Origin of the sequence: Paenibacillus sp. HB172176 (genome assembly GCF_011947265.1) — a bacterium.
In the GTDB taxonomy this organism is placed as follows: domain Bacteria; phylum Bacillota; class Bacilli; order Paenibacillales; family Paenibacillaceae; genus Pristimantibacillus.
Genome location: NZ_JAATHD010000020.1, coordinates 38,715 through 50,743 on the forward strand (window position 1 = coordinate 38,715; position 12,029 = coordinate 50,743).

11 protein-coding genes are annotated in these 12,029 nt (G+C 51.3%); 1 reads left to right on the top strand and 10 read right to left on the bottom strand.

Features of this window, described 5'->3' with window-relative positions; all coding sequences use genetic code 11:
* Positions 1-105 precede the first annotated feature (105 nt).
* Positions 106-840, top strand: a complete 735-nt coding sequence (locus HFP08_RS21330; RefSeq protein WP_168122638.1) for an HAD family hydrolase — start codon at positions 106-108, stop codon at positions 838-840.
* Here the strand turns inward: HFP08_RS21330 and HFP08_RS21335 are convergent.
* The 10 genes from HFP08_RS21335 to HFP08_RS21380 all read right to left on the bottom strand — a co-directional run bounded on the left by HFP08_RS21335 (position 837) and on the right by HFP08_RS21380 (position 11,986).
* On the bottom strand, positions 837-1,448 hold the full coding sequence (locus tag HFP08_RS21335) for a DUF3298 and DUF4163 domain-containing protein (protein WP_168122639.1): 612 nt from the start codon (positions 1,446-1,448) through the stop codon (positions 837-839). The genes HFP08_RS21330 and HFP08_RS21335 overlap by 4 nt on opposite strands.
* Before the next feature lie 88 nt (positions 1,449-1,536).
* A complete protein-coding gene (locus tag HFP08_RS21340) occupies positions 1,537-3,807 on the bottom strand; it encodes a type IA DNA topoisomerase (RefSeq protein ID WP_168122640.1) in 2,271 nt (756 codons plus the stop codon).
* Positions 3,808-3,849: 42 nt separating this feature from the next.
* Complete coding sequence (locus HFP08_RS21345) at positions 3,850-4,914, bottom strand: glucosaminidase domain-containing protein (RefSeq protein ID WP_168122641.1); 1,065 nt, start codon at positions 4,912-4,914, stop codon at positions 3,850-3,852.
* A gap of 51 nt (positions 4,915-4,965) precedes the next feature.
* Positions 4,966-5,283 carry a hypothetical protein gene (locus HFP08_RS21350; RefSeq protein WP_168122642.1) on the bottom strand — a complete coding sequence of 106 codons (318 nt, stop codon included), beginning with the start codon at positions 5,281-5,283 and terminating at the stop codon, positions 4,966-4,968.
* A gap of 145 nt (positions 5,284-5,428) precedes the next feature.
* The gene (locus HFP08_RS21355) at positions 5,429-6,916 is read right to left on the bottom strand and encodes a glutamate synthase subunit beta (RefSeq protein ID WP_168122643.1); all 1,488 of its coding nucleotides are present in this window, start codon (positions 6,914-6,916) and stop codon (positions 5,429-5,431) included.
* 193 nt (positions 6,917-7,109) lie between these two features.
* Positions 7,110-7,607 carry a dihydrofolate reductase gene (locus HFP08_RS21360; RefSeq protein WP_168122644.1) on the bottom strand — a complete coding sequence of 166 codons (498 nt, stop codon included), beginning with the start codon at positions 7,605-7,607 and terminating at the stop codon, positions 7,110-7,112.
* Between the two features lie 21 nt (positions 7,608-7,628).
* A complete protein-coding gene (locus tag HFP08_RS21365) occupies positions 7,629-8,585 on the bottom strand; it encodes a thymidylate synthase (protein WP_168122645.1) in 957 nt (318 codons plus the stop codon).
* Between the two features lie 45 nt (positions 8,586-8,630).
* The gene (locus HFP08_RS21370; protein ID WP_168122646.1) at positions 8,631-9,137 is read right to left on the bottom strand and encodes an acyl-CoA thioesterase; all 507 of its coding nucleotides are present in this window, start codon (positions 9,135-9,137) and stop codon (positions 8,631-8,633) included.
* 119 nt (positions 9,138-9,256) lie between these two features.
* The gene (lpdA, locus tag HFP08_RS21375) at positions 9,257-10,672 is read right to left on the bottom strand and encodes a dihydrolipoyl dehydrogenase (RefSeq protein ID WP_168122647.1); all 1,416 of its coding nucleotides are present in this window, start codon (positions 10,670-10,672) and stop codon (positions 9,257-9,259) included.
* A gap of 3 nt (positions 10,673-10,675) precedes the next feature.
* Positions 10,676-11,986: a dihydrolipoamide acetyltransferase family protein gene (locus tag HFP08_RS21380; protein ID WP_168122648.1), complete on the bottom strand. Its 1,311-nt coding sequence runs from the start codon at positions 11,984-11,986 to the stop codon at positions 10,676-10,678.
* Between the last annotated feature and the right edge of the window lie 43 nt (positions 11,987-12,029).

Sequence of the window (12,029 nt, forward strand, 5' to 3'; positions counted from 1 at the left end):
TGCCATTTGTCCCCTTTGGAAGGCTCGTCCGTTGACTGGGCACTGTCTTTTGCGGTAGATTGATCATACAATAGCAGAAGCTGCCGCAAAGGAGAAATGCAGAGGATGAAGCAGCAAATATTATTTGATTTGGATGACACGCTAATCTATTGCAACAAATACTTTTTCTTTATAGTCGATCAGTTTATAGATACCGTTACAACATGGTTCAACGGTTATGGGGTCGTCACCCCCGCTTCCGTACGAGCCATGCAACTGGAGAGAGACGTTGCCCTTATTGCCGAGACTGGCTTCAAGAGCGAGCATTTCCCGCAATCCTTTGTTGAAACCTACGAGCATTTCTGTGCAATTACCGGGCGCCGCCGCTCAGATACAGAGGTTGATTTCCTATGGAAGCTCGGCTACAGCGTCTATGACCACGATACCGAGCCTTACCCCAATATGGAACAGACCTTGGAGCGACTCGCGTCCGAAGGACATGAGCTGCATCTCTATACCGGCGGCGAACCGCTGATCCAGTCCCGCAAGATTGAGAAGATGAAGCTTGACCGCTTCTTCGAATCCCGCGTCTATATTCGGCAATTGAAGAATAATGAAGCGCTGGAGGATATATTGGCAAGCGGCAGCTTCAATCGAGAGCGGACATGGATGATTGGCAACTCGATACGTACCGATGTTGTGCCTGCTTTGACTGCAGGCATTCACGCGATTCATATGCGCAGCGAGGAGGAATGGCATTACAACGTGGTGCAGATCGATGTGCAGCCCAGAGGCGCCTTCCTGACATTGGAACGCCTGATTGATGTTCCTTCGGCCATCCATTCTTACTTGAAACGCTAATCGCCTGCAAGCATTACGCCAAGCGGGCTCTCCTCCGCAATAATGTCTTGCAGGGCATACACAGAGATCGGGAAGTAGATGAAGCCGTACACATAAGCCGCAAGCTCATACAATTGGAAGTAGATGACCAGCGAGCGGTCGGCCACATAGAATGACTGTTGCTCCGAGATCTGCTTGAAAGGCTCGAGCGTCTCAATGCCTCTTTCTTCAATTTGCGCTGCTACGATTTTGCTTATTCTGGCCATATAATCGCTTCCCGGCTTGAAGAGCTGCTCCAACTCGAACAAAGCCCCTGTATCCGTCATGAACGTCAAGGATTGCTGCAAGGTCATGCCATGCGCGCCTCCAGTGAAGGCGTAGTTGTAGAGAGATAAACTAAATACGCCTTTTTCATTCGTTTTCAATTCATAATAGCCCAGCATTTCCGCCTTCGGATCCTCCAAGCTGCCTTGACTGCTCACCAGCCTTTTCACATGAGACATTATCGTGTCATTCATTATTTTTACGGCCTGAGGATTGGAGCCCTTGGCAATGTACGGAATTGACAGCTCCGCCTTCGGAAAGGCTGTCTTAACGGTTAGAACAACAAGCGGCGTGGAAATAGGCATAGCCTCGCATCATCTCCAATTTCATTTGATGCTTTAGCCTATGCCTGATTCTGCGTGTCCCATGACGTCCAATTCACGTGCGTTCTTCCTATTGCTCCGTTGCTAACTCGCCTGTTTCTTTATTTTTCATCACAATCCGACCGCTCATCTCTTCCCCGTTGCTTAGCACGAGCTTCAGCTTTGCCGTTTTGCCTTTCTCAATCAGTGCTTTCACTTGCGAATCGGTCAAGCGACGACCGAAGCATTCCTTCCAAATGACGAATGAGCACCCTGACTTATAATGTGAACAGCCATAGCCCTTGCGCCCCATAAATATTGTGCCGCCACAGCCTGAGCGCGGACAGCCTCCGATGATTGTTGGTTCAGTACGCTCTTCTGATGCCTGAGCCTTACCGCCAGTTGAAAGCTTCCTGGAGGATGCCTTCCGTGAGGGGGAGCTTACAGTTGCTTTGGCTGCGCCTGATTTGCTCTTGGTCGTTCTTCTCTTGGCAGGCGACTGCTCGGCCTCTCCTTCGAAGAAGGCTTTATCCATGCGAGATTGCCGCCTTACCTTCTCGACAATCATCGTAGCGAATTTCTTCACATTAACCATGAACTGTTCGTCAGAAGCGCTGCCGCGGGCAATTTCATTCAACCTTTTCTCCCACATCCCGGTCATCTCCGGAGAGGTCAGCAGCTCCACTCCCGCGTTCCGAATTAATTCAATAGCCGTTCTGCCCTTCTGACTAATCATAATTCTTTTGCCGGCCATGGAGACATAGCCGACATTCTTCAGTCTCTCTATCGTGGCAGCCCTGGTTGCAGGCGTGCCAAGTCCCCCATCCTTCATTGCATCCCGGACTTCCTCGTCTTCAATCTGCTTGCCCGCGCTTTCCATCGCCCTGAGCAGCGTCCCTTCCGTATAAGGCTTGGGAGGCTGTGTATCCTTCTCTTTCACCTCTGCGTTTATGCAGAGGGCCGGATCCCCTGAAGACAACACGAACGGTTCATTCACCTCATCCTCTTCCTCCGCAATTCCGTCTTTATCCTTCTTGCCGGAGGGTTCCTTCTTCTCTTTTTGATCCTCGTAGATTGCTTTCCAGCCGATACGGACAAGCTCCTTCACGTTCGTCTTGAAGCTCTCTTGCTCGACTTCGGTAATAACGCTGTGCGCTTCATATTCAGCCGGCGGATAGAACTGGGAGAGAAATCTTCGCACGACAAGATCATAGAGCTTTCTCTCTTCCGCGGATAAAGCTCCCGCTTTGCGATTGGTCGGCAGAATGGCATGATGATCCTCTACCTTGGCCGGGTTGCATACATATTTGTTCCCTTTATGCACAATACTGCGGTTGGCGCCCTGAACCCACTCTCCGTATTCCGTATTTTGCAGAGCGGATAAGGTTTTGTGCATTTCGGGTATGTTCTGTTCATTCACATAGTTCGAATTGGTTCTCGGATAGGAAATCACTTTATGCTTCTCATAGAGCGACTGCGCAATATCAAGCGTTTTCTTGGCGGAGAAGCCGAACTTCCCGTTCGCCTCCCGCTGCAGCAGAGTCAGATCATACAGCTTATATGGAAATTCCTTCACGCTTTTGCGATCGTATGAGACAATCTGGGCCGGCTTCCCCTTCACCTTGGCCGCAATCGCGCCGGCCTTATCCCCATCGGTCATCCTCTCCCCCTGCCACATTCCCCGGTAGCTTGTCTCCTCTTGGACAAACTGCCCCTCCACATCAAAGAATTTCAAGGAAGTGAATGCCTCTATCGATTTCTGTCGATCATAGATGAGCGCCAGAACAGGCGTCTGCACCCGACCGACCGAGAGCAGCACGTTGTGCTTCGTTGTGAAGGCCCTGGAGCCGTTCATTCCGATTAACCAATCCGCTTCGCTGCGGGCTGTCGCCGCTCTGGTGAGCGGCTCGTATTCGGAGCCTTCCCTCAGCTCCGCAAAGCCTTTGCGAATGGTCTCCGGAGTCAAATCGGAAATCCAGAGACGCTTCACAGGCTGCTTCAGCTTCAGATGACGCTGAATAAGCGAGAAGATATATTGACCCTCCCGCCCCGCATCGCAGCCGTTTACGAGCGCGTCACAGCGCTTAGACAGCTCGCTGATTACCTTGAGCTGATCCATCGTCTTCTTGTTCGGCACAAGCTTGAACTTCTCCGGTATAATCGGCAAATCATTGATATTCCATTTTTTGTATCGATCATCATAGGCATCCGGCTCGGCAAGTCCAATCAAATGACCGATTGCCCATGTGATAATATAGCGCTCGCCTTCCATGTACGTGCGATGATTTTTGGCTTTCGGTTCGATGGCAGCCGCAATGTTCCTGCCCATATCAGGCTTCTCCGCGATGATTAGCGTCTTCAAGATTGGATCGCTCCTTTATGGCGTTACAAGCCGGTTGCTTCGTTACTGCTTCGTTTCAATGATAATTTTGTTGTATATCGCGCGAACGCCGTTGGCCCAATTCGGATCTTCGGCATATTCCCGGTTAATCCAGGTGAACGCATCCATTCCCGGCGGTCTGTTCTTGCTCAGCCTTACGATCGTTCTCGCCGCGATAGCCGCTGAATCCTTGATGGATGTATTGTAATCCCGCCAGCTGTAGAACACATTGAACGGATTGTTGGCAATCTTCTCGGCGTTGCCGTCCGACTTTGGCACAAAGGACTGCTCCTGCCCGGTAATGGCGAACAAGAACGCGGGATGAATATTGAAGCTTTCGGCAGCCTCCATAATCGCATCATAGAAGGCAGGTTCAGCCAGCATGGAGTCCCTGCTTTTCAAGAAAGCAATCAGTTGATGTTGATCAATCGCCTCATACTGCAGCTCCTTTGGCAATTCATTCGGATAAGGAGCTTCCGGAAGCTCCATCGGAATCATCATGCCAAACGGCGCTGATGCCGTTTCCAGCGGGTTAATGAGCGGTGTGTTCATGTCGGATGCCGCAGATTGCAGCATCCCGTATAGGCTGCACACAGAGATCAGGAGCAGACTCAACGCCCCGAATACCCATGTTCGGCTTCTGCGACGATTCATTCTGGACGGGGGAGCGACTACAGGGAAAGGTATAACCAGAGCTTGTTTGGGGTGCGCTTCCTCCTTGCCATTATTGTCCTCTCCCGCGAGGGGCGATGCAGAGAACAGTCGCACCTCTTGCTCGCGCAGCCAAGCATGAAGAGGCTTCGCTATCGAATCTTGGGAATGATCCAGTTCAAGACAAAGCTTATAAATATCATCGGCGGTCACTGGTTTTTGCTCCTCCAGCACCGTTTTGCGAATTAACGCGCTCGTCAAACGCTCCTTCAAGGACAGCTCGAAATCCGGCAACTGCTTATGTATGATTCGTTTCACGGCGTTCGCGATTATATCGGCATGCTTGTCCATCGTCAAGCCGGTATATTTCGCTTGCACGTAATGTCTGATCATACGCACATCCCCTGGCGTCAATACATAAGCGGAATTGGCCATCATGAAGCTCTCCCTTCATGCATTCTTATACGAATCTTACCACATCCTTCCTGCTCAAGGGGAGTGTAATTTTTGAATAGCCGCTTGTATTTCAACGCTGTTCACAAAGGCCGTTATTTGTGCCTTCTCGTCAGCTGTAAAGCCATATTCGCAATCGCAATCTTCATCCTGCGGAATCATCTGGACGACTGTTCCGTCATGCGTGCAGATGACCAGAATCGAGAAAGCGATAATATCGTCTGGAACAGGCGTTGATTCGCTGAGCTTCGGTTGTAGAAAGATATCGATCCATTGATGATCCCTTTGCTCAAGCGTCCCCTCGAAAGAAATAAATTGCAATTCAGCATAATGGTCAAGACCATATTTAATCATGACACAGCCCCATTCCTCTTATTGTTCAGCTAACGATTGCAGCCGAAGCAGTGCTCTATGCAAAACATTTATATGCTTGGAAGTCAAGAAAAGCGCCCGCAGGCGCTTCTCCAAAAATGCAATTTATTACGACATGCCCTCTAACCTAAGGCAACATCGAAGAGCCCATCAAATATTTGTCAACTTCGCGCGCTGCTTCGCGTCCTTCGTTGATCGCCCATACAATCAAGCTTTGACCGCGACGCATATCGCCTGCTGCGAATACTTTATCAACATTCGTCGTGTATTTGCCATAAGCCGCTTTCACGTTCGAACGACGATCCTGCTCCAGACCAAGCTGTTCAATTACAGTGGATTCCGGACCTTCAAAACCAACTGCGATGAACACGAGATCCGCCGGCCATACCTTCTCCGTACCCGGAATTTCGTTGTAAATTTTGCGCCCGGTTTCATCCACAATGCGTTCGATCTGCACCGTATGAAGCTCCTTCAGCTTGCCGTTCTCGTCGCCGACGAATTTCTTCGTCAATACGGAGAATGCGCGCGGATCTTCGCCGTACAAGGCTTTCGCTTCTTCCTGGGCATAATCGAGCGTATAGACATTCGGGAATTGCGGCCAAGGATTCTTCGCCGAATCACGAACGAGCGGCGCTTTGCCGACGGTGCCGAATTGCGTGACCGATTTGCAGCCTTGTCGAAGCGCTGTGCCGACGCAGTCCGTTCCCGTGTCGCCGCCTCCGATGACAATGACATCCTTGCCCTTGGCATCAATGAATTGACCGTCTTCGAAGCCTGAATCCAGATAGCTCTTGATTGTTCCGTTGAGATAATCCATAGCAAGATGAATGCCGTCCAGGCCGCGTCCTTCAATATCCACTTCGCGTGCGCGAGTAGCGCCGCCGCAAAGCACGACCGCGTCGAAGGATTCCATCAGCTCATTAGCCGAAATATCCTTGCCGATCTCCGTATTCGTCACGAACGTAATACCTTCTTCAATTAGTAAATCTACCCGCCGCTGAACGATATCCTTCTCCAGCTTCATCGTCGGAATGCCGTACGTAAGCAAACCGCCGATCCGGTCGGCACGCTCATAGACGGTGACCGTATGGCCCGCTTTGTTCAATTGCGCAGCTGCAGCCATGCCCGCAGGGCCAGAGCCTACAACCGCAACACGCTTGCCGGTGCGCATCTTCGGCGGCTGCGCGACAACCCAGCCTTCCTCGAAGCCTTTGTCGATAATGGCTTGTTCGATCGACTTGATCGTAACCGCATCCCCGATAAGTCCCACCGTGCAAGAGCCCTCGCAAGGCGCGGGACAGACACGTCCGGTAAATTCAGGGAAATTATTCGTTTTGTGCAAACGCTCCAGCGCTTCGCGCCATAAGCCTCTATAAATCAAATTATTCCATTCGGGAATCAGATTATTGACCGGACAGCCAGATACCGTGCCGGCAAGCTCAATGCCCGTATGGCAATACGGCGTCCCGCAATCCATGCAGCGCGCGCCTTGCGTGCGCAGCTGTTCTTCGGAAAAATGCTTATGAAATTCATTCCAATCGTTAATGCGCTCAAGCGGGTCGCGATCGGCCGGCAATTCGCGCTGATATTCCATAAACCCTGTTGGTGTAGACATGATCGCTTTTCCTCCATCCCTAATTCCCATTGCTTCGTTCAATTCAGCATTTCGTCCGATACCGGGAATCCAATTATTCATATTATAACATGCTAGCATTCCTTTGTTGAACTCGTTAATGGATTTTCCGCATAATCATTTGCACTTTATGACGTAATGTTCGTTTAAGCGTACATTTGCCGAACAGGCGTAATTACGTTTTCCTTACATAGGTTTGTAAGGTGAAATCATACTTGTTCTTCTCGTCCGACGCCCGGAATCGACTATCCGCCAGCTGCCAGTCCTCCCGTGGAAAAAGGGGAAAATAGGCGTCGCCTTCGCCAAGATCAACGTTAATGTCGGTCAGCAGGAGCTTGTCGGCAAAAGGAAGAAGCAATCCGTATACTTCTGCGCCGCCAATAACCATCAGCTCGTCTTGTGCCGAGCCATACTGCTTCACGGCATCCTCCGGCGAATGTACAATTTCACATCCTTGCAGCTTCAGCCCGGACTGTCTGGTCAGAACCACATTCCGACGATTAGGAAGCGGTCTCCCTCCTAATGATTCGAATGTCTTCCTACCCATAAGCACTGTCTTTCCTATCGTTTTCTCTTTGAAATAAGCCATTTCGGCAGGCAGATGCCAAGGCATCTTGTTGTCCTTGCCCAGCAGGCGATTATTGTCCATCGCGGCTATAAGTGTAACGGACATGCAGCTTCACCGACCTTTCTTCTATACGGCAATCGGAGCCTTGATCGAAGGATGCGGGTTATAATTCTCTACGCTTAAATCGGACAGCTCCATGTCGAAGATCGAAGTCTTCGCCGGATTGATCTTCAGCTTCGGCAGGGCTCTTGGCTCACGGCCCAGCTGCGTCTCGATTTGCTCCAGATGATTCAAGTAGATATGCGCGTCGCCGAACGTATGCACGAAATCGCCTACCTCCAGGCCGCATTCATGCGCGATGAGATGCGTAAGCAAGGCGTAGCTTGCAATATTAAACGGAACGCCAAGGAAAATATCCGCGCTGCGCTGATACAGCTGACAGGACAGCTTGCCCTCTGATACATAGAATTGAAACAGGGTATGACAAGGCGGCAGCGCCATCGACGGCACATCCTCGGGATTCCACGCGGACACGATTAAGCGGCGCGAATCGGGAGTATGCTTGATGGCATGAATCACGTCCTTTAGCTGATCGATCGTCTCGCCTTTCGTTGTTTTCCAGTCCCGCCACTGCTTTCCATATACATTGCCCAGTTCTCCGTATTGCGCGGCGAAGTCGTCATCCCTCAGAATAAGGTCCGCGAACCGTTTCATCTGCTCCTCATACAGAGCCGCAAACGCTTCGTCACGCTGCGCACGAAGGCCGAAATCGCTCATATCGGGTCCTGTGTAATCCCTGCTTTCCACCCACCGCTTGAAGGCCCATTCATTCCAAATATGATTATTATGCTGGAGCAGATATCGAATGTTCGTATCTCCTTTTATGAACCAAAGCAGCTCGCTTGCAACAAGCTTGAATGAAACGCGCTTTGTCGTCATCAGCGGAAACCCTTCTCGAAGAGGCATTCTCATCTGGTAGCCAAAGGCCGAAATCGTGCCTGTTCCCGTTCTGTCCTCTTTCCTCGCGCCATAATTCAGCACATCCTGCAATAATTGCAAATAGGAACGTTCGCTGCAGCTCATCTATGTTCGCCCCCCAACAATGACAAAATAACTCTTATTATATCATTAATTCACAATCCTGTCCTGCTTTCGTTTCTTTCTTTGCCGATGACGCTCGGGCGCCGTTGCGAACAATTTCTGCTCAAGCTCGCTCTCTGGAAGGATGGATGCAACGCCAGTCGGCTTGCCATCCTCGCTGAGCGCGACGAAGGTGAAAAACGCCGTCACCATCATGGTGCGCACGCCTGTGTACAAATTTTCCGATATGACGGTTACGTAAATCTCCATCGAGCTTCGATTCGTCCAGGTCACAAACGCTTCAACCTCAATCACTTCACCGACATGAATCGGCGCCAGAAAATCAATATTATCCGTCGACGCGGTAACGACCCGGCATCTTGCATGACGCATAGCGGCAATCGCCGCGACCTTATCCATATATTCCATCAGCTTGCCGCCGAACATCGTATCGTAATGATTCGTATCGAGCGGGAAGATTAATTGAGTCATCAGCGTTCTGGAATCTGACGCCTTCTTGCCCACATTCAAGCCATTATCGCCGGTTTCGCTCATTCGCTTTCACTCCTTCATTGCTTCTCTTCACTATAATATGCCCTTTCTCGCGCAAAGAGGCCGCGCAGACACAAGTGCCGCGCGACCTCTTGAGATAGAAACGACCCTGGGGTCAATTCTTATTTGATGAAGGTGTGAATCGGATGACCAAGCGCGACCTCGGCAGCGTCGAGAACAATCTCGCCAAGCGTAGGATGCGCATGAATAGTAAGCGCGATATCCTCGAGCGTAGCGCCCATCTCGATAGCCAGAGCAAGCTCGGCAATCATGTTGGAGGCTTCCGTACCGATGATTTGCGCGCCGAGCACGAGACCGGAATCGGCGTCGGACACAAGCTTCACGAAGCCTTCGTTTGCGTTCAACGACATTGCGCGTCCATTGATGGCGAACGGGAATTTGCCAACCTTCACGCTATGGCCGGCATCCTTCGCTTCCTTCTCGCTCAAGCCCACGCTTGCGCATTCCGGATCGGAGAAGCAGACCGCCGGCACGCATTTGTAATCAATCACGCTGGCCTGGCCGGAGATCGCCTCAGCCGCCACTCTGCCCTCATACATCGCTTTATGCGCCAGAGCAGGACCTGCGATAATGTCGCCGATCGCATAGATATGCGGGATATTCGTTTGACATTGCTCGTTCACCTCAATCAAGCCGCGATCCGTTGTTTTCACACCGATCAGGTCCAGACCAAGCTCGCCGTCCGTATTCGGACGACGTCCCACGGTGACGAGCAGATAATCCGCTGTTACGGATTCTTCTTTGTCGCCAACCGCATAGGTAACCGTTACATCCTTATCCGTTTGCTCCGCGCTCTTCGCCTGCGCGCCGGTAACGATATCGACCTTCGTCGATTTCAGCTTCTTCGCCACGATATTCGACATATCCTTGTCGAAGCCCGGAAGAATCGAATCGGAGCCTTCGATAACGGTAACCTTCGTGCCGAATTTCGAATACATTTGGCCAAGCTCGATACCGATATAGCCGCCGCCGATTACGACGAGGCTCTTCGGAATTTCAGGCAGCGACAAAGCGCCTGTCGAAGACACGATGCGGCCGCCGTAAGGGAATGCCTTCAGCTCAATCGGACGAGAGCCGGTAGCGATAATGCAGTTCTTGAAACGGTAACGCGGAGCTTCCTGATCATTGAATACGCGCGCTTCGTTTTCGTTGATGAACATCACTTCGCCATGGAAATACTGCACCTTGTTCGCTTTGAGCAAGGAAGCAACGCCGCCGGTAAGCTTTTTCACGATACCGTTTTTGAATTCCTGCACCTTGCTGAAATCCACCTTCGCTTCACCAACCTCGATACCGAAGGAAGAAGCGTGACCGATCGACTCGTATTGATGCGAAGCCGAGATCAAGGCTTTGGATGGAATGCAGCCTACGTTTAAGCACACACCGCCCACATATTCTTTATCCACAATTAATACGTTTTGGCCAAGCTGAGCCGCGCGAATAGCGGCAACATATCCGCCGGGACCCGCACCGATGACTAGAGTGTCGATATCTAATGAAGCATCTCCTACGACCATGTTTTAAACCTCCATTATAAACAGTTCAGGCTGACCCAGAAGCTGTTTGATATAGTTCATAAAGTTTTGCGCCGTTGCGCCGTCGATCAAGCGATGATCGAAGCTCAGGGACAAGGCCATAACTGGCGCTGCCACGATTTCACCGTCGCGTACAACGGCCTTCTCGGAAATACGGCCCGTTCCCAAAATCGCAACCTCAGGGAAGTTAATGACCGGCGTGAAGAACATGCCGCCGGCGGAGCCGATGTTGGAAATCGAGATCGTGCTGCCCTTAAGCTCATTGGCTGCAAGCTTGCCGTCGCGGCCGCGAGCTGCCAGATCACGAATGGAATCTGCAATCATGAACAGATTTTTGCGATCGGCATCCTCAATGACGGGAACGATGAGACCGTTGTCCGTATCGGTTGCAATACCGATATTGTAGTATTTGCGGTAGACGATTTCCTGCGACTCTTCGTCGAGCGTCGAGTTCAGGATCGGGAATTGACGGCAAGCCGCCACGAGCGCCTTCACGATGAACGGCAGATACGTAAGCTTAGAGCCCTTCTTCTCCGCATAAGGCTTATATTTCGAACGCAGGGCGACAAGCTCGGTCACGTCGACTTCATCCATGATGGTAACATGCGGCGCGGTATACACGGATTTCACCATGGCGTTCGCGATTACCTTGCGAATGCCTTTGAACGGCACGCGTTCTTCCGGACGATAAGGCGTTCCCGCAGCTACAGGCGCAGAAGCTTTCGAATCCGATTTCGCGCTTTCTGCCGCTTTGCCCTCTGTCGCAGCAACATTCGACTCTGCGGATGGAGCAGCCGCGCTTTCGCCGCCGTCGACATCCTCGCGTGTAATTCGGCCGTTCTTGCCTGTTCCTGTTACGTTCGTCAGATCAACGCCCTTCTCGCGGGCGTATTTGCGAACGCTTGGCGTCGCAAGCACCTGCGCTTTGGAGGAAGCAGTCTTTTCTCCCCCGGCAGATGGCTTAGAAGCCTCTGCTTCTACAGTAACAGCTTCCTTCTTCTCCTCTTCCTTGGAAGCCTCGGCCTCGTCATGAAGATGCTGATCCGGAACCTCGCCTTCCGCGTCGATGACTGCAACCACATCGCCGACCCGGCATACCTGTCCGTCCTTCACCAGTACCTCCAGGACCTTGCCGTTAACCGGGCTCGGAACTTCAACGATCGCTTTGTCGTTCTGCACTTCCATAATAATGTCATCGTCCGTAATTACAGCATCGGGCTTGATATGCATCTTGATGATTTCGCCTTCATGCAAACCCTCGCCAAGCTCGGGAAATCGATATTCGAATTTAGCCACCTATGGCAACCTCCTTTGGTAGAAACGTATTTAAATCTCGAGA